The organism is Paenibacillus sp. PL2-23, assembly GCF_040834005.1.
Lineage (GTDB): Bacteria > Bacillota > Bacilli > Paenibacillales > Paenibacillaceae > Pristimantibacillus.
Window position 1 is genome coordinate 4,734,564 of the sequence record NZ_CP162129.1, and the last position, 26,082, is coordinate 4,760,645.

General features: G+C 54.7%; 21 protein-coding genes. All 21 read right to left on the reverse strand.

Annotated elements, in window-relative coordinates; all coding sequences use genetic code 11:
• Window positions 1-341 precede the first annotated feature (341 nt).
• Complete coding sequence (locus tag AB1S56_RS21085; RefSeq protein ID WP_340870497.1) at window positions 342-1,568, reverse strand: MFS transporter; 1,227 nt, start codon at window positions 1,566-1,568, stop codon at window positions 342-344.
• A gap of 286 nt (window positions 1,569-1,854) precedes the next feature.
• Entirely contained in the window at window positions 1,855-2,709 is an 855-nt protein-coding gene (locus AB1S56_RS21090; protein ID WP_340870496.1) for an ABC transporter permease, read from the reverse strand.
• A complete protein-coding gene (locus tag AB1S56_RS21095) occupies window positions 2,709-3,623 on the reverse strand; it encodes an ATP-binding cassette domain-containing protein (protein WP_340870495.1) in 915 nt (304 codons plus the stop codon). The genes AB1S56_RS21090 and AB1S56_RS21095 overlap by 1 nt, the downstream gene beginning before the upstream one ends.
• Window positions 3,607-4,044, reverse strand: a complete 438-nt coding sequence (locus AB1S56_RS21100; protein ID WP_340870494.1) for a hypothetical protein — start codon at window positions 4,042-4,044, stop codon at window positions 3,607-3,609. Before AB1S56_RS21100 ends, AB1S56_RS21095 begins: the two co-directional genes overlap by 17 nt.
• Before the next feature lie 32 nt (window positions 4,045-4,076).
• Window positions 4,077-4,514 carry a LytTR family DNA-binding domain-containing protein gene (locus AB1S56_RS21105; protein WP_340870493.1) on the reverse strand — a complete coding sequence of 146 codons (438 nt, stop codon included), beginning with the start codon at window positions 4,512-4,514 and terminating at the stop codon, window positions 4,077-4,079.
• 495 nt (window positions 4,515-5,009) lie between these two features.
• Window positions 5,010-8,669, reverse strand: coding sequence for a phosphodiester glycosidase family protein (locus AB1S56_RS21110; protein ID WP_340870492.1), 3,660 nt, complete (start codon window positions 8,667-8,669; stop codon window positions 5,010-5,012).
• Between the two features lie 33 nt (window positions 8,670-8,702).
• Window positions 8,703-10,628: a CehA/McbA family metallohydrolase gene (locus AB1S56_RS21115; protein WP_340870491.1), complete on the reverse strand. Its 1,926-nt coding sequence runs from the start codon at window positions 10,626-10,628 to the stop codon at window positions 8,703-8,705.
• Window positions 10,629-10,669: 41 nt separating this feature from the next.
• The gene (locus AB1S56_RS21120; RefSeq protein WP_340870490.1) at window positions 10,670-11,566 is read right to left on the reverse strand and encodes a carbohydrate ABC transporter permease; all 897 of its coding nucleotides are present in this window, start codon (window positions 11,564-11,566) and stop codon (window positions 10,670-10,672) included.
• Window positions 11,567-11,578: 12 nt separating this feature from the next.
• Window positions 11,579-12,514 carry an ABC transporter permease subunit gene (locus AB1S56_RS21125; RefSeq protein ID WP_340870489.1) on the reverse strand — a complete coding sequence of 312 codons (936 nt, stop codon included), beginning with the start codon at window positions 12,512-12,514 and terminating at the stop codon, window positions 11,579-11,581.
• 92 nt (window positions 12,515-12,606) lie between these two features.
• The gene (locus AB1S56_RS21130) at window positions 12,607-14,250 is read right to left on the reverse strand and encodes an extracellular solute-binding protein (RefSeq protein WP_340870488.1); all 1,644 of its coding nucleotides are present in this window, start codon (window positions 14,248-14,250) and stop codon (window positions 12,607-12,609) included.
• 204 nt (window positions 14,251-14,454) lie between these two features.
• Window positions 14,455-15,231 carry a GntR family transcriptional regulator gene (locus tag AB1S56_RS21135; protein ID WP_340870487.1) on the reverse strand — a complete coding sequence of 259 codons (777 nt, stop codon included), beginning with the start codon at window positions 15,229-15,231 and terminating at the stop codon, window positions 14,455-14,457.
• A gap of 166 nt (window positions 15,232-15,397) precedes the next feature.
• On the reverse strand, window positions 15,398-15,949 hold the full coding sequence (locus AB1S56_RS21140) for a glutathione peroxidase (protein ID WP_340870486.1): 552 nt from the start codon (window positions 15,947-15,949) through the stop codon (window positions 15,398-15,400).
• Between the two features lie 83 nt (window positions 15,950-16,032).
• Entirely contained in the window at window positions 16,033-17,283 is a 1,251-nt protein-coding gene (locus AB1S56_RS21145; protein WP_340870485.1) for an MFS transporter, read from the reverse strand.
• Window positions 17,284-17,302: 19 nt separating this feature from the next.
• Entirely contained in the window at window positions 17,303-18,049 is a 747-nt protein-coding gene (locus AB1S56_RS21150) for an ABC transporter ATP-binding protein (RefSeq protein WP_340870484.1), read from the reverse strand.
• Window positions 18,042-18,857, reverse strand: coding sequence for an ABC transporter ATP-binding protein (locus AB1S56_RS21155; RefSeq protein WP_340870483.1), 816 nt, complete (start codon window positions 18,855-18,857; stop codon window positions 18,042-18,044). The genes AB1S56_RS21150 and AB1S56_RS21155 overlap by 8 nt, the downstream gene beginning before the upstream one ends.
• Complete coding sequence (opp1C, locus tag AB1S56_RS21160; protein WP_340870482.1) at window positions 18,838-19,725, reverse strand: nickel/cobalt ABC transporter permease; 888 nt, start codon at window positions 19,723-19,725, stop codon at window positions 18,838-18,840. Before opp1C ends, AB1S56_RS21155 begins: the two co-directional genes overlap by 20 nt.
• Window positions 19,722-20,657 (reverse strand): nickel/cobalt ABC transporter permease, encoded by a 936-nt coding sequence (gene opp1B / locus AB1S56_RS21165; RefSeq protein WP_340870481.1) that lies wholly within the window; start codon window positions 20,655-20,657, stop codon window positions 19,722-19,724. Before opp1B ends, opp1C begins: the two co-directional genes overlap by 4 nt.
• 32 nt (window positions 20,658-20,689) lie before the next feature.
• Window positions 20,690-22,333, reverse strand: coding sequence for a nickel ABC transporter substrate-binding protein (gene nikA, locus AB1S56_RS21170; protein ID WP_340870479.1), 1,644 nt, complete (start codon window positions 22,331-22,333; stop codon window positions 20,690-20,692).
• 1 nt (window position 22,334) lies between these two features.
• Window positions 22,335-23,633, reverse strand: coding sequence for an opine metallophore biosynthesis dehydrogenase (locus AB1S56_RS21175; protein WP_340870478.1), 1,299 nt, complete (start codon window positions 23,631-23,633; stop codon window positions 22,335-22,337).
• A 1-nt stretch (window position 23,634) separates the two neighbouring features.
• A complete protein-coding gene (locus tag AB1S56_RS21180) occupies window positions 23,635-24,453 on the reverse strand; it encodes a nicotianamine synthase family protein (protein WP_340870477.1) in 819 nt (272 codons plus the stop codon).
• Between the two features lie 27 nt (window positions 24,454-24,480).
• Window positions 24,481-25,302, reverse strand: a complete 822-nt coding sequence (locus AB1S56_RS21185; RefSeq protein ID WP_340870476.1) for a diaminopimelate epimerase — start codon at window positions 25,300-25,302, stop codon at window positions 24,481-24,483.
• Window positions 25,303-26,082: the final 780 nt, after the last annotated feature.

Here is a 26,082-nt window from a genome sequence, read left to right on the forward strand (position 1 = left end):
ACGATTGTGCACCACCCCAATGCTCCTGCTGCCGCCCCCACCACATTCCATGAATTAATCCAGTTTATCTGCAACCCTGCCTCCCTAGTCTCTTCTTATACGCCGCAAGTCGAGAGTAATTAGGTATCCTCCTAACCTATACAGCCCCCCATCTCGGCAAGCACATCAGAGGGTCGGCCACGACTAGGCTAAAATGCTCTCTATTTACTTTAACATACCTAATTTGGGAAATGGATACTTTTATTGAGAAAGCCTCTATCGAGGACTTTCAGAGAAAACTTATACATTGTGGTAAAAAAGCAGCCCGGCTTTACTCGATGTACATAAGAGCCTACACCTGCTCAAGCCCCCGCCTCCATCGCCTTCAGCTTCACCTTCGCGGAGCGCAGCTCACCCAAGTGGAAGAACCAGATGGCAGCGATGGAGATAAACGCCACCGTCACGAACAGAGCTTGTCCGCCATACCCCTGCAGCAGAAGGCCGCCAAGCCATGGGCCAAGGAAGTGCCCCAGGCTCGTGAAGGACTGGGCTCCGTAGTAGGTGCCCCTCATCCCGTCGGGCGCGATTCGGTCGAGAAGGATGGAGCCCGCCGGGAAGGTGAGAATCTCTCCCCATGTGAAAACAATCATGGACACGACGAGCATCCACCAGCTGCCGCTGAAGCCGAAGCCGAGGTGCCCCATCCCGTAGCAGATGGAGCCAATCGTGATCGCCGTCATAGGCGTCCGCTTCTCCGCCCACTTGGAGAACGGGATCTGAAAGGCGACCACGACAATCGCGTTAATGCTCATCATCCAAGCGAATAGCTCGACGCCGTTCGCGAACCCCTTGTCTATGAACTGCGACAGTGTGGATGTCATCTGCGAGTAGCCAATAGCCGTGACTATACCGCCAATCATAAAATACCGCAGAGCCCGGTCCCTGCGAATGATTCGCCAGGACTGGACCATCGTGACGTGCTCCTTCTTCTCGCCTTCAATCTTGCGAATGCCGAATTTGTGGAGCAGCACATGCAGCAGGAGCCCATAAGCCAAATATATACAGCCGGTAATGAGCCAAGGAAGCCTTCCGTCCATCGCCGCGAACAGGGTGCCGAGAAGTGGACCCACGGCAACGCCAACATTAATCGCCAGGTAGCGCATGGAGAAGACGGAGAACCGCTTCTCCCTCTCTGTCAAATCCGCCATCAATGCCTGCGACACGGGCTCATAGAACGAGCGGCATAGACCGTTAACGGCGTTAAGCAAAGCGAAGACAATAGGCATGTCCGTGATCGCAAAGCCCAGAAACACGAGCCCCCACAGATAGATAGCGGCAAGCATAACGACTCGACGACCGAACTTGTCGGACAAATGCCCGCCGAAGAAGCCCCCCAGCATACCAGCCAGCGCCCCGCCACCCACAATCATGCCGACCATTGCAGGACTCATATCTGTCTTCGCAATCAGATATATCGCCAGGAAGGGCAAGCTCATCGAGCTTGCGATCCGCGCAAAGATTGTGCCAGCCAGCAGCACGTTAACAATGGGATGGAAATCTTTTGTCATGCCGAGAAATCGCTTGAACATCCTCGAATTCCTTCTTTCTCCTGCTGTGTCGTTCCGCAATCAACCTGCCATGTAAGGAGGGATTGCATCATTATACAGGAGCTCTTATTTTCCGACAATCCCATTTTATTGAAGCGCCGCGTTGTGCGGATAAAGCACAAATAGACGTGTCTGACACGTCTATTGACTCCAGCCTATCACTCCACCGATAGCTGCCGCTCGCTCACGCACACTCTGCTCCCACGCAACGGCAGGAGCCTTGCTCTCGCAAGGCTCCTAGCGGGCAGCCAGCGAACAGCGGCTGCATTTATTGGTTGGTTCGCCTCATTATCGCTATCGACAGCAAACAAAACACTAGCGTTGTGCCCGCCAGAACGGCCAAGCTTGTGCCCATAGTCGACAGGCTGCCGCCAAAGTCGAACACGACACCCATATCCACCTTAAACTCCCGGATGGCTTCCTCTGGCGCACCATCAAAGGCTTGAGCCATCGGCTCCTCCACCATGACTGAGCGAAGCAAGGCTCCCGCATGTGAGATGGGAAACAGCTTGATGACCCATTGCATCGCTACCGGCAAGGTTCCGATTGGAATGTAAATGCCCGTCAGAAAGCCAATCAGCGTGCCGATTATGGTGCTAGCCGTGGTAAAAGCGCTAATAGTCCGCAGCATGGAGGTGATAAAAAACATAATCGATCCGCCAGTCAGCACAGAAAGCGCTAGAATGCCGATCACCTGGATGATGGACCAGAAGGACAGCCACTGGCCTCCAAACGCGATGATGTACAACTCAGCCATTAGCAGCGTGACAACACTTAAGATCATGCCAATCGAGCACGCGCTCAGGATGTAGCCGCCTACGATATGCTGTCGCTTGACTGGTGCCGCCGTAAAATCCTTCAGCAGGCCGCGAGCCCTGTCATCCACCATGACGCCGAACGCGCCAAGCGTTGCCGTCACCGTAGTGACAGCCAATATGCCCGCCATGACCCAGCTGTTCAGCAGGAACTTAGCCCCCTCAACGTCGGGCAAGTTGCTCGACAGCGTTTCACCCAGGAACAACACGTAAAGACCCAGAATAATGAAGACAGACATGAATGACATAAGCACTCCCGTTCGATCCCGGAAAAAAAGCTTCAAATTCCGCTTGGCAATAATGAACACTATGCCCGCACCTCCGTGCCCGTCAGATTGAGGAATACATCATCCATCGTCCCGCTTATAATTTCCAGACCGGCAATGTTCTCTCTGCACCCTTCAATCAGCTCCAGAGCCTTTATCGTCTCCGGAATAGGGATATGATAGATCCCTCCAACAACAGAGAACAGCGTTGATCGTGCTTCCAAATAAGCGCTCAGCTCCTCCTCATGGTGAGGCTTCAGCTTCAGCAGATCCGTCGCGTAGCGTTCCTTGAGCTCATAGGGCGATCCCTCCGCCAGCACCTTGCCATGATCCATAATGACGATTTGATCGGCCATAGCGGCTTCTTCCATATAATGCGTCGTAAGAAAAACAGTCATGCCTCGCTCCTGCTGGAGCTGTCGAATGGTCGTCCAGACGTTTTTGCGGGTCTGCGGATCGAGGCCCGTTGTAGGTTCATCTAAAAATAGCACCCGAGGGGTATGAATCAACGCCCTCGCGATATCCGCACGCCTGCGCTGACCCCCTGACAGCTTGCCGTACGGGCGCTTCAGGAAGTCGCCTGCCCCTGCAGTCTCCACAGCCCGTGCTGCAGCACGCTTGAGCTCGCTGCGACTCAGCCCGTAGAAGCTGCCGCGAACCAGCAGGTTTTCTTCCACAGTCAGCAAAGGATCCAGCAGGCTGTCCTGGAAGACAATCCCGATCGCGGATCGAATGCTGTCATTATCCTTGCCGAGCTGGAAGCCCGCAATATGAGCTGTCCCCGCATCAGGCTTCAGCTGAGTCGTCAGCATATCGATTGTGGTCGATTTGCCGGCGCCATTAGGACCAAGGAACGCGAACAAGCTGCCCTCCTCCACCTCCAAGTCGATCCCCTTCACCGCTTGCAGCGATCCGAACGATTTGACGAGTCCTGCTGCCTTAATCATAGCGTTCATCCCTGTTCCCTCCCGTTTGCTTGTATCTTCTTGAAAGCTGTTCATTAATCGCACTGGCTTCCGCTTTGTCCTTGATCATCATGAACGCGCTGACGATGACGTAGATGGCGACAATCATGGCGAAGATAATTAGTACGTAGAGTGCATTCAGCGGAATCATTTTCGCGGCAAAACCGATTCCGAACACGCAGACAGAAACGTCCGCAACCCGAACGAAGGCAGCCGCCATCGGATTGCGAATGGGCAGCCGATCCGTTACCGCAATCAGAATCGACCCGCAGAGCGTAATGAGAAACATGAGCAACACTTCCCGCGCCGATGCCGGCCTGAATAGACCAAGCAAATTCAACGCGGAATAGATAAGCATGAGAAACGTAAATGAATAACACGTAATTGCAAAATAAGCTTTATACTTCGACATCACTCGGACCTCCTGTGTGAAAACGCTGACCGCTACAGCTGGATTTTTTCCTTGAGCGCCTGCACGTAGTGGCGATTGATGACAAGCTTCTCCTTGTTGAATAGCTGCGCCTCGAATTTGCCGTTCAGGAGTGCGCGCACGCTCTCAAGCTTGGCGACGTTCAGAATGCAGGACTTGCTAATACGCAGGAAATGACTGTTCGCGAAATGATTCTCCAACTCATACAGCTTATAACCGCATTCATATACATCCTTCTCCACGTAGATGAACGTCTTGTTGTCCGTCGATTCGAAGTAGTAGACATCCTCCAGCCGAATCAGATAGCTCGATCCTTCCTTCTTCCCCGTAATGGAGAAGGAGTAGAGCCGGATCTGGGCGATCAGCCGCTCCAACTGCTCGTCGATCATTCCACATTTTATCGTAATTTCGACGTTCTCGTGCTCCAGGGACTGGTCAATAATCAGCTTCAAGCTTAGCGCTCCTTCCTTGCTGCTCTCGACGGTTTATCGTATCTGTAGAACAGCATACCACCTTCTGCCAGATGCGCAATGCCTTCTGGGGTGAGATGCACGAGTTTAGGGTCAAGATGCAGTGTAAACAAGAAAAACGTATGACGGCGTCCTGAATAAAAACTTTCGCCATAGTCATCATCTCGACCGGGCTTCTAACGGTCAAAAAAATCCTTTAAACTAATCAAATCGGCCATCCAAAGTTGTAACGGTCATTTTCGAAAGTTAGATCGATAATTGTGGTAAAGTCGGAGCGTTTAGGAGGGCTAAGCGTCAAATTTGCCCGTTACAGGCTGGAAAGCGCTACATTCGAGCTCTAAGCGCATGTTTTGTCCGTTAGCGTTGTGGCGTTCGAACCGCGTGAAAATGTTATAAATTCTGGTGGTAAAGACTTCATCCTGCCGCTTAAAATGAAAATCCCCGCTTATCAGCGGGGATGACATATTCGCTTCATATTCAAGGCTCGTCTACGACAACAAGCAGCGATGAAAACACCTCGCGCGGCACACCTGGCGTATTGACACCGTCGACCTTGTTAATCGGCGTATTGTTGATGTCGTAGCCTCCGCTGCTGTTCAACGTAGCCGCGGTAGACGAACCGCCGCCGTCCATGTTCAGCGCTTGATAGGCGCCGAGCTCCTTCATATATCGGCCAAGCTCTTCTATATAGAAGCCAGTAGAGCCGCCCGCTCCCCTGCCGTCTACAACAACGAAGAATACGCTGCCGTCGCTCCGGATGCCAACGGCTGTACGGGGATGCCTGTCATTGTGGCGATAATAGGTTTGCTCATCGTAATCCGGGTGCGACGGACTGGAGATGACCTTGCCCCGGAAATCCTGGACTCCCCCATCCTTTACCAGCCAGTATTGGCCGCCCGAGGCTTGGTACAGATCATCTCGCACCCCCTCCCAATCCTCGTCGTAGGTGCCGATGACTGGCGTGCCGTCATCCTTAATGCCGAAGAAGCCATGGAGCGGATAGCTTTTGCCGTCAACGCCTGATATCCTCACTCCATTAATGACTGACGAGCCGTCTTTAATCATATAGCCTTCAGGGCCTTGCTCCGTGTAGAACTCACCGTTCACGCCAGCGACAACCTTCTTGCCGCTAATATGGGTGGTCGCGGCTTGTTCCGCCACCGTTGCCTTAATGGAATCGTGGCCCTCGCTGTCCTCGATCCGAATATAGTTGCCGTTCGCATCCGTAGGAGGAATCTGGTTGTCCTTCACCCCGACGATAATGGACACATCCGGTCTCGTCAGATCGACGTCGATGATATTGGCTTTCTGGAGATGGCCATACCGATCTACAAAATCCATCTGCCGGTGAACCACACCCGGTGCTACGGTAACCGATTGATCGCGGAGCACGCTCAGGATGATTGGCTTGTAAGCCGTACCAGCTTGGGGCAGCGATTGAAGCTGAGGCCTGCCCTCCTCCTTGTCCAGCACCCATATATGGCGGAAATCCCAATTCAGGGCACTTTCATATGTAGCCTGAGCAACAAGCGATCCATCTGCAGCGTCGGCTCCTTGGCCGTTGCCAGCCGCGCCGCCTGTTGCCGCTGCTCCCTGCACCAGAGCGTTGACCGACGCGATATTGCTCGCAAGCGTCGGCGTACCGTTAAGCCGGCCGACGATCCGGCCGATATTGCCGCCGACGTTGTCAATCGTGCCGGCCAACACGGCATTGCCTTGAATGACTGCTCCCGTATAGGCATATGCCGTAATTCCGCCGGTATTGTTCTCCTCGGATTGTACATCGGGTACCACATAGGAGCCTATAAGCCGCGAGCCAGCCTCCGATACCGCGACGAGCCCGCCGCTCTCTACCCTTGCGCTGACCGAAGCGTCCGCATAGACGTGACGGATTGTGCCCGTGTTGGAGACCGCAACCCCCGCGCTGCGGTAGCCGCCGGACACTGTACCGGTAACAAAGGCTTCGCGGATCGTCCCCAAATTGCGGGCCGCAATGCCCGCTGCCCAATACGTAGAGTTCGTATCCAGGCTCGTAACCGCGACATTCGAGAAGCCGATTCGCTCGATGACGCCATAGTTGTCGACGACAAAGGCCGCTTTCGGCTGTGAGACGCTGCCCGCCGCGTGAAGACCGCTGATGACATGTCCGTTCCCATCCAGCGTGCCGTTGAATGACGGAATAGGCTGGAACATCCCGTTCAGCTCAATGTCCGCCGACAGCACATAATCTCCCCCTGGATTCGTCCGAAGCTGCTCCAGGTCCGCTGCGGTCGACAGCTGAATCGCCTGCTGCTCCGGCACGCTCCGCAAGCCGGGGTGGTCCAGCGCCGCGCTCCACCGCCATACCGCACTGAAATTCCAGCCCAGCGTTTCTTCGTAGAACCATGGACGGTCCAGGGTGGAAGCGGATGCGTCCATGCCTTGAGCATTGCTTGTCGTGCCGCCGGTAACGGGCGATCCTTGCACAAGCGCGCCTACCGAAGCGAAATTGTTCGCAAGCGTCGGCGTGCCGTTCATACGGCCGACAATCCGGCCAATATTGGTGCCGCCGTTCTTTATCGTACCCGCCAGCACCACGTTGTCTCTGATAACTGCGCCGGTATACGCGTATGCCGTAATTCCGCCGGTATTATTGCCTGCCGACTCGACATCTGGCACGACATAAGAGCCCTCCAGCAGCGAGCCGGCCTCCGACACCGCGACCAATCCGCCGCTTTCCACCTTCGCGTGGACAGACGCGTCTGTGTAGACATGACGAATCGTGCCTGAGTTCGAAACGGCAATGGCCGCACTGCGATAACCGCCTGACACATCGCCTGTAACGAATGCCTCGCGGATTGTACCCAGATTGCGGGCTGCAATGCCGGAAGCCCAATAGATGGAGCTTGTGTCGAGGCTCGTGGAGTCTACCTGCCTGAATCCGATTCGCTCGATGACACCGTAATTGTCCACGATGAACGCAGCTTTGGGCAGTGAAGCGCTGCCCGCCACCGTCAGGCCGGTGATGATATGCCCATCCCCGTCGAGCGTGCCGCTAAACGACGCAATGGGTTGAAACATCCCGCTCAGCGCAATGTCCGCCGTCAGCACGTAATCCAAATCTGGACTCGTGCGAAGCTGCTCCAGGTCCGCTGCAGTCGACAGCTCTATCGCGTGCTGCTCAGGTACGCTCCGCAGGACGGGACGATCCAGCACCGCGCTTATCCTCCACCGCTTGCTATAATCCCAGCCCAGCGTTCCCTCATATATGGAGGGATCGCCAAGCGCCGCATCCGTCGCGTTCTGCCCGTGCTTATTGCTGAGCGTGCCTCCGGAGGCCGCCGCTCCCTGCACCAGCGCGCTCACTGACGCTATGTTGTTCTCTAGCGTAGGCGTGCCGTTAAGCCGGCCGACTATCCGGCCAATATTGCTTCCCCCGCTGACAATGGTGCCCGCCAATACCGCATTGTCGCGGATGACGGCGCCCGTGTAGGCATACGCCGTGATGCCGCCAGTGTTATTGTCGGCAGACTGCACATCCGGCACCACATAAGAGCCTTCCAATCGGGAGCCGGCCTCCGATACCGCCACAAGGCCTCCGCTTTCCACTTTAGCGCTAACCGAAGCGTCCGCATAAACGTGGCGGATTGTGCCCGTGTTGGAGACCGCAACCCCCGCGCTGCGGTAACCGCCGGACACCTCGCCGGTCACGAAGGCTTCGCGAATCGTACCCAGGTTGCGGGCCGCGATGCCCGCCGCCCAATAGGAAGAGTTGGTATCCAGGCTGGTTACATCTACATCTGTAAATCCAATATTCTCGATCAAGCCGTAGTTATCAATGATAAAAGCCGCCTTCGGCTGCGATGCGCCGCCAGCCACGGTCAGGCCGCTAATGACATGGCCAGCCCCGTCCAGCGTGCCGCTAAACGCCGATATCGGCTGGAACGTCCCGCTTAACGCGATGTCGGCCGCCAGCCTGTAGTGCCCTGCGGGATTCGTCCGAAGCTGCTCCAGATCCGCTGCGGTCGCCAGAGCAATAGCCGGCGAAGAGCTGCTCGCCCGCACCTGCTGCGGGGCAGGCTGCAGCACAGCCATGATCAAGACATACGATAAGAGCAAAAGCAATGTTTGACGCAAACCCTTCATTCCCATTCTCATTTCCTATCCACTCCTTCTCTCCTGGTCGTGTTGCTATTCCACCCAGATTGGCGCGGTTGCGGCAAATTCTCCGTCATCCTGATACACCTTGACGAAGTAATAGCGCTGACCGACCGGCAGCTCCACCCGCAGATGAAGCTCCAGATCGGCGCACTTGGCACTATATAGCACCGTTCCCTGCTCGCCGATAATATCCGCTTGAACGATGCGACGCCCCGTATCCCTTCGATACGATGCCCGAATGTCAAAGGCCAGCTTGTCCGCAGCCGATATCCGGGAGCCCATGATGGCACCGTTGATTCGGAACCACACCTGCAGGAATAGCGCCGAAGTGAAATATACGCGTTGCCGGCGCACCGCGTCGAAGAAATGCTCCTCCGTCAGCCGATCCACCAGCACGCCTGTGCGAAGGGTGTTTGCGGTGCCCCATTGCCCATGGTGATTGTCCTGACTGCCTACGGGCGCCACATGCCATCCCAAATCAAGAGCCTTGACATAATAGTAGAGTCCGCCCAGCTCCTTCGATTCAATGGTGTTAATCTCCAGCATATGCATAACGCCATCAAGCTCGGGATCGTAAGGCGCGAACCCATCCAGATGGCGATTACCGCACGACCATGGATGATTCCACTGCTGGATGGAGTCGGGATAACGCTTCAGCAGCTCGTAGTAAGCGGGAATATAGTTATATTTGATTTCGTAAGCGTTAATGAAAAAATCCATGTTATACGTGTTCATATGGCCGAACTGGTTGTACCAGGTGGTCTCCGCGCCATACAACGCCAGGAAGGAGCCCTCCTCGGTCTTGGCTGCGGCAACCGCTTGGATGTCCCGCCACTTCCGGCTTTTGTCCCAGTCCAGGTCATGATCGTACAAATTGCTGTGCTCCGTAATGGCCAAAAAATCCAGCTCCCCCGTATATCTCGCGTAATCATACGCATGCTCCGACACACCAATGCCGTCCGAGAAGCCGGTATGGCTATGCAAATTGCCGAAATAGATGCTGTATTCTCCATTCGGCGCGGGTAAATCGACAGGACGCGGACGCGGCGCGGGCAGCGCCGGCGCCTGTGCAAGCCCAAGCCCGTGCAGCATCAGCGTCTGTTCCGGATCGATCGCTTTCAGTACGAGGCAGAGATCATGAATACCCGTCAGCGGCAAATGCTCGGGATGACGCAGCTCCCCGGCCAGGGTGGACCATCGCTTCCACTGCTTGAAGAGCACCAGCTCGCCAATAATGACTCCCTCCGGTCCTCCCAGTCTAGCTTCAAGAGTTGCCTTAAGGGATTTATCCGGATTCACGAAGCCGAACTCTCCCCTCAGTTGATTGACTCCCTGCGCGGTAAAATCAACGTCCTTGAACACCACATAAGAGCCGGTCATGGAGCTGGCCGCCACAATAGCCGTTCGCCCCGGTTCAAGCTCATCCTCCTTCCACAGCACGAAGCCCGCTCCCTCGTCCCATTCCGTTGCCAGAAATAACTGGCCTGCCTGCCTGGGAGCTGCCATTTCTTCCTGCGGCTCATCCGCTCCGAACACCTCGACATGTCGAAGCAACGCCCTCTCGTCGCTCGAGCAATACGTGACCGTTACACGGATATAACGGGCGATGGTTTCGACCTCATGCCGTATGCCTTGTATGGCAGCGATTTGGTTGTCCGTCTTGCTTGCGATTTCTGTCCAGTTCAATCCGTCTCTGCTGGCCTCTACGAAATAGTGAACGTAACGCTCGTCTTCCCCGTAAGCGCTTATCCGAATTTCCGTAATGGGCAATATATGCTGCAGATCAACCTTCCACCATTTGTAATAAGGGCCACCGCTCCAGCAGGTGTCGTCCCGGCCGTCAACGGCCATGCCCGCTTCGCAGCCCTCGATCGCACATTCAGCATTTGCCGGCTTGCCTCGGCTAAGCAGAACGGGCTGTGTCGTTCCGTATTCTCGTAATGGCTCTGTACTCATTCATGTATCACCCATTCAGCTAGTAATTGTGTCCGTCCAACTTATCCTTTGATCGCACCCATCATAACGCCCTTCACAAAATGCTTCTGCACCAGCGGGTACAAGAGCAGCATCGGCAGACTGGAGACGACGATCACCGCGTATTTGACGCCTTCCGTGAGCAGCAGCTGGTCGACCAAGCTTTCGCCTTGTCCGCCGACCATTCCCCCCATATCCTCTTGAATCAGCAGGTTGCGGATCACCATCTGCAGGGGCATTCTCCAATCGTCGTTCAAATATATAAGCGCCATAAAATACGCATTCCAATGGGCAACGGCATAATACATGGTCATAACCGCAATGATCGGCATCGACAACGGCAGCACAATGTGAGTCAGCGTTCGTATATTGCTGCACCCGTCCATAAACGCCGCTTCCTGCAATTCATAGGGAATGGACGTTTGAAAATAAGTGCGCATCACGATCAGGTTCCATACGCTGACCGCGCTCGGAATGACCATAACCCATAAATTGTTATATAAGCCCAGAACGTCCTTGTAGATCAGAAACGTCGGGATCAGACCGCCATTAAACAATAATGTGAAGGTAAACAGAAGCACCAGCACATGGCGCCCCACCAGGTCCCTGCGCGATAACGCATAGGCTCCCATGGTCGTCATGACGACATTAATAGATGTGCCCACCACCAGATAGAGGATGGAATTGCGGTAGCCGGTCCATATATCCGGATTTTGAAATACCTTGCGGTACGAGTTCAGCGTCAGATCCTGCGGCAGCAGCCACAGCTCGCCTTTCACAATCGCCCAGGGATTGCTCAGGGAAGCGCTGACGATGTAAATCAGCGGATACAGCGTTGCTGCCGTAATAAGCGTCAATATCGCATAAATGGCAATGTCATACATTCGCTCGCTGGCTGACTTCTTTCCAGAATGGTTCATGCTCCCCCTCCTCTACCATAGACTTGTGCCGCTGACGCGTTTAGCGATTTGGTTCACGGCAATAATTAGAATGAAATTAATGAAGGAATTGAATAAGCCCACCGCCGTCGAGAAGCTGAACTGCGAGCCTAGCAGGCCGACCTCATAGACATAGGTCGAAATCACGCTGGAGGACGAACGATTCAAATCGTTTTGCATCAAATAAATTTTTTCGAAGCCGATATCCATAATCGAGCCAAATTGGAAAATCAGCATAATTATCGCGGTCGGAATAAGCGCTGGCACAGCGATATGCCGAAGTCTCTGCAGCTTGGTTGCGCCGTCGATCATGGCCGCCTCGTACAGGCTTTTGTCCACCCCCGCCAGAACCGCTACGTACAGCACGGAAGCAAAGCCCATATTTTGCCATATATCAGAAAATACATAAATGCTCTTGAACAGCGCCGGCTCTGTCATAAAATAAACGGGATCGCCGCCCAGCCGGACGATGATGGTGTTGACCAGTCCTGTAGACGGAGACAGGAACGCCATGACGATCCCCACTAGAACGACGGTCGACAGAAAATGCGGCATAAAGGTGATGGACTGCACGCTTTTCCTGAACCGTCTGCTCTGCACCTCGTTAATGAGCAAGGCAAAAAGGATGGGGATTGGAAAAGCGACGATGATTTGATAAAGGCTAATGCCAAGCGTGTTGCGGATCAGCGTCCAGAACTGATAATTGTTGAAGAATCGTTCAAAATGCTTGAAGCCTGCCCAGCTGCTGTCCCAGAAGCCTTTGGCTGCGCTGAAGTCCTTGAAGGCAAGCTGGATGCCGTACATCGGCAAATATTTGAGCAACAAAAAATAAACGACGACGGGGAGAATGAGCAAATACAAATCCCAATTCCGTCGGACTGAGCGGGGAATACGCAGGCCGCGTTCTGTGCTTCTGGCACCGGATGTCATAACAGCACTCCTTTTTATCGCTAGTCCATAGACTGATGGGCAGCGCAGGATAAGGGCTTTCACCCCCATCCAACGCTGCCGTCGCATCCAGGCTACTTGGTATAACGCTCGTACGCCGCAGTGTAGATTTCGCGCAGCCGGTCAAGGCCCATCCGTTCAATCTGCTTGACATAGTCGTCGAACTCGTCCAGCGACGCCTTCCCCATCACGAATTCCGCCGTCCGCTGAGCGACCATGGGATAGATATCCGACTCCATCGCCAGCTTCTCTTCCGCCTCTGCCGCCGTAAAGCCGAATGGGGACCACAGCTCGTCCGGCAGGTAAGGCCTCAGCTTCTCTGCCGCTTCCTTCGCGGAGGGCTGTGTCTCGCCGCCTTTGAAGTAATCTTCAAGAATAAGCGTCGGAAGCGAGCCGCCTGCATACGGCACATATTTGGACACAACCTGGTCGAAGGACGAGCCCTCCGGAATTTCGTTGACAAGCTCCGGCAGGAAGTCGTAATGCCCGTCCGCGTTTTTCCCATACGATTCGCCTTCTATGCCCAGATACAGCATACGAATGCCTTCTTCGCTATAGAAGTAGTCGATCCATCTCATAGCTGCCTCGGGATGCGGATTCGAGCTGGAAATCATGAACGCGCCTTTGGAACCAAAGTGCCCGCGAGCGCTTGTGTAGAGCTGTTCTCCTGCAGGCCCGATCAAAGCTTGATCCAATCCGGCATAGTCGTCCGCGTTCGTATTCGCTCTCGCGATGACGTTGCCGAAGGAGAATGCGCCTACCTGGTTTTGTTCATTAAGCGCCAGAACCTTCGCGCCTGTATTCGTGAAGATTTCCTGATCAAGCAGCTTCTCCGTGTAGAGCTTGTTCATGAAGGTCAGTAATTCCTTGTATGCGTCACTGATTGGGAAAAATCTCAGCTCGCCTGACTCGGGATCGACATCCCAGTTGCCGTTGCCCATACCACGATTGCCAAGTCCAAACGCTCCGCGCAGCACGTGTATCGCTTCATCAAGCGAATCCGCCGTGAATGGCACCTCGTCCGCCTGACCGTTCCCGTTCATATCTCCATCGCGGAATGCCTTAAGCGTCTCGTACAATTCCTCTGTCGTCTTCGGCATACTCATGCCCGCCTTGTCCAGCCAGCTCCGATTGAGGAACAGCTTCCGCCAGATCTCGATGCTCGGGGAATCCGTCAAGCTCGGCATAGCGTAGATGTTGCCTTCAGCCGTCTCCAAGCCTTTGCGAATATCAGGATACTTCTCCATGACGGCCTTGAAGTTCGGCGCGTACTGATCGATTAATTCGTTCAGCCTCATCAGCGAGCCGTCGGCTCCATACTTGTCCACATCACTGTCGGGCATCTTGGTCCGGAAGAACACATCCGGCAATTCATTGCTGGCAAGGGCCAGATTACGTTTCTCGGTCATATCGGCACTCGTATACTCATCCCATTCCATGTGAATGCCGGTCATCTCCTCGTACTTCTGCCAAACCCGAATTTCATTCCAGTCTGTCGGCTGTGCAGGGCTGAGCATAACCATTGCGGACATCGTAATGGGCTCGTTCACAATCGGGAAGCCTGTATCGTTCAGCAGGGCAGGCTTGCTTGTCTCCGTCGGCGGCGCAGAAGCGCTTGCTCCCTTCGTATTCGTATTCGTATTGTTATTGCCGCTGCATGCCGCCAGCGTAGATGCCGCCATTACACACGTCAACATAACCGATAATGCTTTTCTCATAACATCGTTCCTCCCAGTTGATCCCATTTATTTTACAGAATATTAAGAATATTGTGACAATAATGAGCGTGTCTTGATCCCGCATCGTCATACCTGATGTCAGCTGAACGCTGATGCTTGTATCATCGACACGGGCTGGGCAGCGCGACGCGAGCGGTAACGCGCCTAAGACTCCACTGCCTGCTCCATTGGATGAAAGCGCCGCTAACCGCCGCTTCTTGTTCCGGTGGCCAAGGATTCGGCATATGCCGCTTTTTTCCGCAGCTTCTGCTTATACTTGTATTTGTATTTGTCGCTGATAATGAAGCTTTCACAATATTCGATGATGTGTTCCTGCGCGCTTGTTACTCTGGTCAGATGCATGACGGCCGTATTCTTCTTGATCTGCAGCATGGAGGCGATATGGGCCGGACAGTTCGCTGCCTCAACCTCGACCTCCGCTTCCTCCGCCATAAGACCGGAGCAATGGAAAATGGTCATATATAATCCGTCGCGATCCAGATCCACTTCTGTCGCCTTCTCCAAATATCGGCTTGGAATATAGGATCGTTCCCAAGCAAATAGTTCGCCGCCGATATGCCTCAGCCTGATCAGTTCATGAATGGGCTCATGCTCACTCACTTCCAGCTGCCGCATCAAGAGTGCTGAAGGCTGCACCTGCAGGAACGAAATCATTTGGAACGACGATTCCAGCCCGCTGCTCTCAAGCTCTTTGGACAAGCTGTAATTACTGGACAGCTCATGCTCGAATTGCGGCAGAGATACGAATGTGCCTTTTCCTTGCTTGCGCACCAGATAACCCTCCTGCACAAGCCCTTTGATCACCTCGCGCACCGTTATTCGGCTGACTCCGTATTCATCGCACAGCTCTCTTTCGCTGGCGATCTGCGCGCCTGGCGCCCAAACCTTGCTCTGAATCTTCTCCAGCATTTTGCTTCTAAGCTGATATTGGAGGGTGACCGGCAGCTTGTCATTGAGCATTCTTTCGACCTCCCTTCTCTTTACAAATTCTTTAAAGTGGTTATAACCACTCCGTTTAACTGGTTATAACATTATGTCATATTAGACTTGAAGTCAATATCATTTACAAAGACTAAAAGATAAAAGCCGCCAGCACTTAGGCTGGCGGCAGTTGGAATGGCTGCTGTTAACGTTTCAGCACATATTCAATAATCGGTTCCATCTCGTAGGGATCCGTCGTGGACTCGAAGCGCTCGAACACTTCCCCTTCGCGATCGATTAGAAACTTTGTAAAATTCCACTTGATAGAGTCGCCCTCCATATAGTGAGGCAGCTTCTCTTGAATGAGCGCAATTAATATTTTGGCGACGGGATGCTTCTCATTGAACCCTCTAAACGGCTTGGAATCCGCCAGATGGGTGAACAACGGATGTGCGTCATGATCGCGCACGTTCAACTTCTGGAACATCGGGAAGCTAACGCCATAATTCAAGAGGCAGAACGCTTCGACCTTCTCGTTGCTGTCCGGCTCCTGATCAGCGAACTGATTGCAGGGGAATCCCAGAACGACCAGTCCCTGCTCCTTGTATTTCTCGTACAGGTTCTGAAGCTCCTTGTACTGGAACGTAAAGCCGCATTGGCTTGCCGTGTTCACAATGAGCAGCACTTTCCCCTTGAATTCCTCCAACGATACTTCGCGGCCGTTCATAGCTGTGACTGAATAGGAATAGACGCTCACTGAAACTCCTCCTGGTGACTAATAATAGGTCTTGTCATCCCATTATACATGTCTGTATAAGGTTTGTATATAGTTGTCCCCTATTAGACCGACTGTTGTTGACTCATGGCAACAGCCGTCTTCCGCCTCCCGTACGCCACCGGGAGCATCGCCGCGCACAGCAGGGCGCAGATGATGTACATCCATGAATAAGACAGCAGGTCGGCTGCCGGTCCCATCAGAATGCCGCCGAGCGACACGCCCAGATCAGCCGAAGCGATGAACAGACCGATCAGAACGTTGCGGCTATGCTGCGGCAGAACGAAGGACAAGTAGGTCATCAGCGATGGATAAAGGATCGCCTGAGCCAAGCCCATCAGGACAGCGCCCAGGTAGAAGAAGATGAAGCCTCCGGAAGCTGCAATCCCGACGAATAGAGAAGCCAGCGCAAGAACAAGGATCGTGCCCATCATAAAAGCATTATGCCATTGGCCATCCGACGGTACGCGTGTCCGAAGCGTGAACCTGGCCAGCACAACGGTGCCTGCCTGCAGCATGAGATAGATGCCGGCGCTGCCGCCGGACACCTCCGCCGCATACAAAGGAACAAATGCGGTAACCGCCCCGAATACGAGCGAAGCCGCCAACATAATGGAGCAGCTTCGGGACAAGGCGCGATTCCGGAGGAGCTGTCCAAGCGACTCCAGCATGCCCGATCCCTTCTTGTCCGCGGCCTGCTGTTCCACACCTTTCTCGTTCGCGGCCTGCCCGCCTCCCGAGACGTCCGAGGTTCCATTCGATTGCGGCGCCATTCGGACCGTATACCCGAACAGTCCCGTCAACACAGCGATTGCTATCATGACAAAGGCGAACGCGCTCATGTCCCCGCCGTCCCATAAGCTAATGGCCAGCAGCGGGCCAACGATGCCCGGCATATACGTGAACAGCGAATAGAGCGAGATGCCCTGCGCGCGGTCCTTATCCGGCAGGGCGTCAATGATGCCGATCTGCAGCGCCATGGAGAAAAACGCCGTACACACGCCCTGCAGCATCCGAGCGAAAAAATAGCCCGGAAGCCCCGTAAACGTGTATAGAATGAGCGCCAGCCCGTTCAAAATGAGGATCGTGCGCAGCACCTTCACCGGACCCCGCTGCTGTATGATGCGCCCTGCCCATGGACGGAAGAACATCGTCGTGAGCAAATAAGCGCCCATAACGATGCCGATGGTCGTATTGCTCGCCCCCAGCGATTCGCCGCGCAGCGGAATAATGACGTTCAATATGGCATTGCCGCTGAAGAACAGCAGAGCCAGTCCATATAGTCGCATAAAAGGCCATGATAATGCACCGCGCATCGCAAATTCTCTCCCAACCTTATATCGTAATCGACGACGCCAGCAGCTTCTGCGCGTAAGAGGACTGTACGCTTCCCAGCCTGCTCGTCTCCAGCAGCTCTTCCATGCGGCCATCCCGGAATATCATAATCCGGTCGCACAAGTAGGCAGCTGCCTGAATGTCATGCGTAATAAAAATATAGCTCGTGCTGCTGCGCTCCTTGAGCCCCTTGAGCAGCTCCAGCACCTGAGCCTGCACCGATACGTCGAGCGAGCTCACCGCCTCGTCCAGCAGTATGCAGCTGGGCGCCGTGGAGATCGCTCTGGCGATACAGACGCGCTGCGCTTCTCCGCCTGACATTTCGTGCGCATATTTCGAGCTGTAGCTTACTGGCAGGCCAACGAGCTGCAGCAGCTCGCCCACCTTGTCCTTCATCTCGCTCCGCGTCATCCCAAGCGCCTGCATCGGCTCCATAAGCGCCTGCTCGACAGTGAAATACGGATTCAGGGAGGATCTGTAATTTTGAAAGACAGCGCTTATGGCGCCCGCCCGCGCTCTTCGGTCGGTAACAGGCTTGCCCTCCAGCGTGATGGTGCCGCGATCGGGCTTCTCAATGCCAAGCAGGAGGCGCCCCAGCGTCGACTTGCCGCTCCCGCTCTCGCCGATAATGCCCAAGCATTCGCCGCGGGCGCATTCGAAGCTGACCTGATGCAGCACCTGCCGCTTGCTGCCGACGAACATGCCGCCGACACGATAGCTTTTGTCCACGCCATCCACTTTAAGCATGAAGCACACCTCCCATTACCGATTGGAAATGTTGGCTTAACATCAGGCGCGAGTCTAGCAAATATTGCGTGTAGGGATGCCGGCACGCCGTGAAGACGGACTCCACGCTGCCTTGCTCCACAATGGCACCGTCCTTCATAACAACAACGTCATCGGCGATTCGCTTCACAACGCCAAGATCATGAGAGATGAAGAGCAGTGAGCAGCCAACCTGCTCCCGCAGCCTTACCAGCTGCTCTACCACCTCGTATTGGGAGATAGCATCGAGCGCTGTTGTCGGCTCATCCGCGATAATGACGTCAGGCTTAAGCGCCAGGGCCAAAGCAATCATCACCCGCTGCAGCATGCCTCCCGACAGCTGATGCGGATATTTGTTCATCACCTCAACCGGCTTATGCAGCATGACACTCTCCATTGCCGCACACATGGCGCTCTCCGCCTCGCTCCTGCTCCAGTCGAAGTGCGTCCGCAGCGTCTCCCGCAGATGAACGCCGACCGGGCGGGAGGGATCGAAAGCCGCCATGCCATTCTGAACGATCATGCCGATTTGTTTGCCCCTGCGCTTCCTCATCTCTCGCTGCGACAAAGCTCCGATGTCCTCTCCGCTAAGCAGAATGCGGCCGGATTGCCGAATGCTCCCCTGATTCAGCCTCATGATGGCTTTGCAGGTCATCGACTTGCCGCTGCCGCTTTCGCCGACGATCGCGAGACACTGCCCCTGCCGCAGACGGAAGGAGCTGTCCCGGACAATGGAGAGGCCTGTCGCCTCGTCCCAGACATGCAGCCCCTCAACCTCTAGCGTATTCATAGGCTCTGTTCTCCACCTCTTCCGTCTTGCGACTCGTACTTCTTGTTCGCAGCTTGGGATCCAGCGCAACCTGAATGCTGTCCGCCAGATAGTTGAAAGCCATAACAGCCACGACAATGGCCAGCCCTGGCGCGAGCATCATCTCCGGTCTCGAGAACATGACCTCCCTCGCCTCATTCAGCATCATGCCCCACTCTGCGTAGGGCGCTTGAATGCCGAGCCCCAGGAAAGAAAGTCCCGACACCTGCAGAATCATGGAGCAGATGGAGCCGCTCGCGATAACGGCGATATCCGGCAGCGAGGCGGGCAGCATATGGCGACGTATAATGGTTCGATGCGGAATGCCGGCAGCCTTGGCGAAGCGTATGTAATCCATCTCCGCATACTGCATAACGGATGTGCGGATGACTCTGGCGAACCAGACCCATTTCATGGCGACGAAGGCCAACAGAATATTTTCCAATCCCGGTCCCAGAATGCCTACGATGGCCAGAATCATGACATATCCCGGGAATGACAGCATAACGTCGCAAATTCTCATCAGAATAGCGTCCGTTCGTCCCCGGAAATAGCCTGCGGCGAAGCCAATCAAGCCGCCGAGCAGGACGGAGGCCGCCAGAGTCGCCAGCACCCACAGGATGCTGGGACGAATGCCGTAGATCAGACGCGACATCACGCAACGGCCCAGGTGGTCGTTGCCCAGCCAATACTGCCATGAAGCCGGCGCGAAGCGAAGCTTCATATCCACCGCGTATGGATCATGCGGAGCAATCCAAGGGGCGAATGCCCCCGCAGCAACAATGACTGCAAGGACAGATAAGGAGACGGCCGCCCATTTGTCCTTTAACAGCTGGCTTATAAGGGTCATGTCCGCTCACTCCTCAGCTTGGGATTAATGGCGGCGTTGACGATGTCCGACACCATATTGATAATGACGAATGCCGTAGCCATAATGAGCACATAAGCTTGAATGACGGGGAAATCCTGGCCTAGTATTGCCTTGAGAATCAACCTTCCCAGCCCTGGCCAAGCGAATACATTCTCAATGACAACAGTGCTTCCCAGAATAATTGGGATGGACATGCCGAAGATGGACACCGCCACTTGCAAGGAGTTCCTCAGAATGCGCAGAGTGATCGTTCCCTCGCTAAGTCCGCTGGCTCTCGCGTAGAGCACGTATTCTTCGTTTTTGTTCGTCAGCACCGAGCTCCTCACGGAACGAAAATAAATGCCGACATAGGCGACGGCAATGACCGTAACGGGCAGCACAAAGCTTGCCGCAGAATCCATCCCGCTGGTGGGAAGCAGGTCCAGCTTCACGGAAACTAGCCAGATGAGGACAGAGGCAAGCCCGTATGAAGGGATGGCTGTCAGAAAAAACGAAACGCCCCTCGTCGATTTGTCGATCAGCCTTCCTTCCCTCATCGCGCTGACTACGCCCAGAAGGGTAGACAGCACGATAATGACGAAGGACGAGATGAGGGTGAGGACCAACGTATTAACCAGCGCTGGTCCGATAAGCGACCATACGGGCTGTCCGGATACGAACGACTCGCCAAAATTAAGACGAAGGCAGGACATTAGCCAATTGGCGTATTGCAGCAGGAATGGATCATTCATGCCCAGCTTCTCTCTCGTCTCGGCGAGCAGCTCCTCGGTAATCTGAGGCGTTTCCTGCGCGCGCAGCACCACCTCAGCGGGATCCATCGGTGACAGTCGGACGAGCAGGAACGTGATGAAGGACACAACAACAAGCAGCGGCAAGGTTAGCATGAGCCTGCGCGCAATGTAGGGCGCCATACAAGCACCTTCCTTTCTCCTCCAGCAGAGGGTTAGTAGCTAAAGCGCTCGAACGGAAGCTCGAATTGGGTCTGCTTGAAGTCGATGCCTTTCAGCGCCGCCGGTGCAATGACCGTAACACTGCCGTTCGTAAGCGGAATGAATACCGCTTCTTCATGCACGATACCAAGAATATCCGCGTACAACGCTTGACGGGCTGCCTCATCTGTCGATACCATAACCTCTGCGATCTTGCTGTACAGCTCCTCCGCTTGGGCAATGCCTTTGGTTGTGTGCAGGTAGGATGACTCTGTCGTAAATGCCGCAATCGTGCTCTGAGGATCATAAGCCAGACCCCAGGTTTGGTTGAATAACAGATCGTAGTCGCCCGAGGCTCTGCGACTCGCGACAGAGGACGATTCCTCCCCGATCAGCTCCAGCTTCACGCCGATCTGAGACAATCCGCTCTGAATAAATTCCGCTTGCGTCTTCTGCGAGGAAGAGTTGCTGTCATAATACAGCTTCATGGACAGCTCCGCCCCGTCCTTCTTCCTAACGGCCTCACCTTCGCCAAGCTTCCAGCCCGCTTCGTCCAGCAGAGACTTCGCCTGCTCCAGGTCATACTCACGCTTCTCCAGCTCAACATTGGCATAATTCACATTCTCCGAGAACAGGCGATGGGCTGCCTTCTCTGTTCCCTCGAAAATGGCTTCGCTGATCGTATCACGGTCAATGGCGTGCCAGATCGCTTGACGCACCGCTGTCTCGGCAGCCGGGCTGCCCTGCTTGCTGGAGTTCGCCACAATCATCTTCGTATTCATCGCGTCGCTTCTTACGAGCTGATATTTGCCGGAATCCACAAGCTGCTTCATCGCTTCAATATCGATGCTGTCTGTGCCGCGATCATCCGTGAAGACGAAGTCGATCTCGCCCTTCTGCAGCGCCAGGAAGGTCGTCTCGCCTGCCGGGAGCACTTTGGAGGTGATTTTTTGGATAGCGGCTTCGCCGCCCCAATATTCTTCGTTCGCTTCGAATTCGGCATATTGCTCCGGCTCGTGCTTGACGAGCTTATAAGGACCTGTGCCATGGAAGCCGTTCACGCCGTCCTTCGTGCCGCCGTCCTTGAAATCCTTCGGCGAGATGAATACGAACGGTCTTGTCATGGACAGCTCCAGCAATGCCGGGTAATAGGTCTCGGACAGCTTCAGAACTACGGTGTACTCATCCGTCGCTTCTACGCTTGTGATTTTTGTCGACAATTTGATCCACGCATGCTTCTGCGCATTGGCAAGCACCGCTTCGATATTCGCCTTCACCGCTTCCGCGTTGAACGGCTCGCCATCATGGAACGTGACGCCTTGTCTCAGCTTGAAGGTGTAGGTCTTGCCCTCATCGGACAACTCCCACGACTCGGCAAGCAGAGGCTTGATGCCGTCCTTGGTGTTCTCGACCAGCGATTCGTACACCATGCCTTGAGCCGGCATAGAGCCTGTGTACAGATGAGGGTTCATATCGTTAATGTCCTTGGCTGAAGCGTACGTCAGCTCCGACTTGACCTCTGCCGGCGCGTTTCCTCCATTATTGGCTCCGCTATTTGCTGCTTGATTGGCTTCATTGCTTCCTGTGCTGCAGCCGGCTAGAATAGCCAGCGAAAGAGCCGCAACGGCCCATGTTTTTTTCCATGCTCCTGTTTTCACCTTAAGTTCCTCCAATATGTTTGCATATAATGGCTAAATCCTCTTCGAACGACTGGGCTTGGAACGCCCGGGATAATGGCACATCGTGCCCGACTCCAGAGGCCTCCGCGAGCTTCGCTTCATACAAGCTAAGAAACCTGTCAATCGTCGGACAGGCGACTTGCAGATGGCGGGCGATGCCTTGAATGATTTTCAAACGATAATAATCTTCCTTGGGCATTCTAGGAATGTCCAGCTCCCCCTCCAGATTGACGAACAATGCTCGGAAGGGCACCGCGGAAAAATCATAATAGCGCCCCTGCTCGTCAGGAGTAGAGAAGGGATCAATTAACAACGAAGCGTACCGTATGTATAGCAGGTACTCCTGGTGGATCGGCTCAAGCCCGACAAACTCTTCAATATCGCGGCGGGACAAGCTCTCTGGCCGTACCGGGTAGTTGTCGTCCGTCATGAACCTCAGCAGGTTCACGCCGTCAACGCCAAGCGCCGCCAGGATGCTCGTAATTTCCTTCCACTGCGCAAGCATGTCTCGAATGAGCTCCTGTGTAATGGGACCCTCCGGATACAATTTGTACACGTACTTTCGAGCCTTAGCCGGTTGACCGAACACGGCATCCAGAGAGAAGTCGTTCATGAACAGCGGCGGATGCACATACAGCGAAATATTCCGGGCCTCCGCTTCGATCGGTGTCGCAGTCTGGGTCACGCCGATGCCGAGCCGCTGGAATGCCTCAGCCAGTCTGGTCGCTTGCTCTGACGAGGCGCAGGTGGAGCCGATGAATATCTTCCTCTTCACGCCTGCCGTCAGCACCTGGCCGGATGGCTCGCCATGCAGCCAGCGCGTATCGCCGATATAGGTGGAGCAGCTGATGACCTCCGCTTTCGACTGGAGCGACTCCAGATAGCCGCTGACCAGACGGCTCGAGCCGAAGGTCGGGGAGACGAGCACCACACTTTGCAGCCCCCGGATCACGGAACTGCTCAGCTGCTTCAACACCTCCAGGTAAGCGTCTGTCGTCACAGCGAGAATCAGCATATCCCATATCCCGTCGACGGTATCGTAGCCTTCATAGACGCGGCTTGCGAGGCATTCCCCTTCCAGGCGGCTATGCTTCTCGTTCTGCACGCTTGCTCGAAGCAGACCGCCGGTCTGGCTGAGCGATGCGAAGAACGGCTGAGACCGTGCCGACCTCCTGCCTGCAATGCCAATCTCGGCGTTCAGCTCCGCATGCAGGCTAACCGCCAGCTGCACGGAGGCAGGACCTGTTCCCGCCAGCAGCATCCTATGGGACTGATGCATGTTATTGCTCCTCCCCTGGCTGCTGGCCCGACTTCGTATACAACGCGACGTCAAATACTTGATCCTGTCGCAATATACGGTCCGACAGCCGCCACTTCCGATGATCAACCTCCTGCATCGGGTAATTGAACAACGACTTCAACCCGTTACCGTACCGCATCGCCACGACGACATGCTCCATGGTCAGCGCATGCAGGCGGTCTAGCAGCTCATATTTCAAGCCTACGGTCGAGCTGAAAATAATATGAGTCGCTTCGCCCGTATAGGCCAGATGCTCCACAGACCCGTGCTCCAGCCGAATCGGCAAGCCGCCGCCAAGCCTGTCGACAACCTCCTGTCCAAGCTGTATGGCCTCTTCGTCAATATCGATGCCTACCACCTCAGCACCCGTGCGTCTTGCAATAAGCAAAGGCGTCATCGGGAACGAGCCAGAGCCCACGAGCAGCACCTTGGAATGGGGGGTAACCGAAAATCCGCCGAATTCTGTATCAATGCAGGTTTCAATATTCCGGAAGTAGTCGGCGATCGAGGAATGGCCCTCTCGCAGCCTTAACGCCCGGTGCTTCTCCATCATGGCCACGCAGCTTGCGGAAGCGCCGCGAATTCGCTGCATGTCGCTCTCCAGCGATTCCAGCTCGCTGGGCGAAAGCCGATTCCAAGCAGCCTTATTGCCGTCATTCGTCACGAAGAGGGAAAACTCGTTCAGCAGGCTCTCCAGCTTGGAGCCGTATTCCTGGGACTGATCATAGGTGAGAGACAATGCATCAAACCTGTCGGCATACTCCATCAGCTCTTGCTTCAAATGATTCAGAACAATCATCCATCCACCTCTATTCTCCCTATTTGTCTAGATAAATGCGGTACCCTCGGCTGATATATGTACGTCTCCCTGGATGGTCAGACTGGCCAGCTTGCCATATTCGCAGAGTGCCTGGACGCGAACAATACCGCCTGGCTGCTTGAGCTCCAGCTCTACATCTCTCCCCGCCTCGTACGCTGCGTAAGCGCCGATGGCTGCTGCTCCCGAGCCGCAGCCACGCTCCCAGATCATCGTATCTGTGCCTGGCACATAGACAAGCGGCTCCAGCTCTCCACTTTCCTTCCGGTACAGCATGATGCCAAGCGCCCCTTCGCCTTGCAGCAGCGATGGTTGTCTGGCGGCCGCTTCCGCGGCTTCTTTGGTGGAACGGTTGAGCTCGCGGACATCTACGATAAGATGAACGATGCCGGGCAATCTGACGATAGCTGCCGGCAGCAGCTCGCCGCCGAACCACAGCATCTCCTGCTCTATCGACAGAGGCAGCGGCATGCGGAGCCGGCATGAATAGCCCAGCGGCTTCGCCTCGATGGCGCATACCAGCAGCTCCCCGGCCCCTGATACCTCCAGCGGCACCTCCAGCCGTTCGCCGGGCTGCAGCTGGCGACGCCATGCCATTACCGCGGCTAGCGCCATCGCGGCATTCCCGCAAAATTCCCCCGCCATCATCTGCAGCCGGGCCCATGCGTTGGCATCCTCCGCTGCTTCGATGAAGCCTACCTGCTCGGCGAAGACATGATCATACGCCATCAAGCGCGACGCCACCATCGCATATTGTTCTCTGCCGAGACTGCTCTCCACAAGCACCGTCATGTTCTGTGTGGGGCTTGCTTTGATAAACTTAACTTCCACTCCGTTTCATCTCCTCCATTCCGGATGAATGCTCAGGAAGTGATTCTTGAAGTTGGACGCTTCTCTCTGTGTTCCTCCACTCGTCGCTTCAGATCGTAATCGATACTATTAGAACGATTTAAATTGTAATGGTTACTATTATCACTGTCAATACTTTCTTTTTTTGAATGCCCATGGGACGCTAAGGATGCATATCGGCACAAAAATAGAGAGAAACCATTGGTTTCCCTCTTGTGTCGGCATGCTTATTACTCCAAACGAACCACTCCTGCGCAATTAGTCGTTTCTTGCACGCTTGTCCTATTCCTAAGCTACTGAGCTACTAAGCTTCAGGCTCTCAGGCACTCAGAATCCTGGGCTCTCAGGCTTTCAGGCTTTCAGGCTTTCTGGCTTACAGGCTTTCTGGCTCCTCGGCTCTCAGGTTCTCAGATTCCGAGACCCCTAAGCTCCCGGGCTCTTGTTCATCTTTAGCCTTTAGCCCTCCCGCCCATTAAACTTGAAGCCAGGGAGTGAAGGCTCGGCTCCTCAAACCAAGCTCTAAATGCAGAACGTACAGCTATTTTCACGAAAATCTCCATTTTACCAACGCTAGCTGCAGAACGTACAGTTATTTCAAAGATATTTAGAAAAACAAGGTGACTGCCCCAAATCTAAATGTATGTTTTGCAGGTAATCTCCTTAAAATGGTCATGATGCTGCAAAATAACTGTATGTTTTGCAGTTTGGCCCATACCAACCAAATGCTCTACCCAGGCGAATGGCTTGATCCAATCCATATCA

Coding starts and splice junctions, on each gene's coding strand:
- AB1S56_RS21085 (WP_340870497.1), bottom strand. CDS start 1,568: ATGTTCAAGCGATTTCTCGGCATGACAAAAGATTTCCATCCCATTGTT.
- AB1S56_RS21095 (WP_340870495.1), bottom strand. CDS start 3,623: ATGAACGCTATGATTAAGGCAGCAGGACTCGTCAAATCGTTCGGATCG.
- AB1S56_RS21100 (WP_340870494.1), bottom strand. CDS start 4,044: ATGTCGAAGTATAAAGCTTATTTTGCAATTACGTGTTATTCATTTACG.
- AB1S56_RS21110 (WP_340870492.1), bottom strand. CDS start 8,669: ATGAGAATGGGAATGAAGGGTTTGCGTCAAACATTGCTTTTGCTCTTA.
- AB1S56_RS21115 (WP_340870491.1), bottom strand. CDS start 10,628: ATGAGTACAGAGCCATTACGAGAATACGGAACGACACAGCCCGTTCTG.
- AB1S56_RS21120 (WP_340870490.1), bottom strand. CDS start 11,566: ATGAACCATTCTGGAAAGAAGTCAGCCAGCGAGCGAATGTATGACATT.
- AB1S56_RS21125 (WP_340870489.1), bottom strand. CDS start 12,514: ATGACATCCGGTGCCAGAAGCACAGAACGCGGCCTGCGTATTCCCCGC.
- AB1S56_RS21130 (WP_340870488.1), bottom strand. CDS start 14,250: ATGAGAAAAGCATTATCGGTTATGTTGACGTGTGTAATGGCGGCATCT.
- AB1S56_RS21135 (WP_340870487.1), bottom strand. CDS start 15,231: ATGCTCAATGACAAGCTGCCGGTCACCCTCCAATATCAGCTTAGAAGC.
- AB1S56_RS21145 (WP_340870485.1), bottom strand. CDS start 17,283: ATGCGCGGTGCATTATCATGGCCTTTTATGCGACTATATGGACTGGCT.
- AB1S56_RS21150 (WP_340870484.1), bottom strand. CDS start 18,049: ATGCTTAAAGTGGATGGCGTGGACAAAAGCTATCGTGTCGGCGGCATG.
- AB1S56_RS21155 (WP_340870483.1), bottom strand. CDS start 18,857: ATGAATACGCTAGAGGTTGAGGGGCTGCATGTCTGGGACGAGGCGACA.
- opp1C (WP_340870482.1), bottom strand. CDS start 19,725: ATGACCCTTATAAGCCAGCTGTTAAAGGACAAATGGGCGGCCGTCTCC.
- opp1B (WP_340870481.1), bottom strand. CDS start 20,657: ATGGCGCCCTACATTGCGCGCAGGCTCATGCTAACCTTGCCGCTGCTT.
- AB1S56_RS21175 (WP_340870478.1), bottom strand. CDS start 23,633: ATGCATCAGTCCCATAGGATGCTGCTGGCGGGAACAGGTCCTGCCTCC.
- AB1S56_RS21180 (WP_340870477.1), bottom strand. CDS start 24,453: ATGATTGTTCTGAATCATTTGAAGCAAGAGCTGATGGAGTATGCCGAC.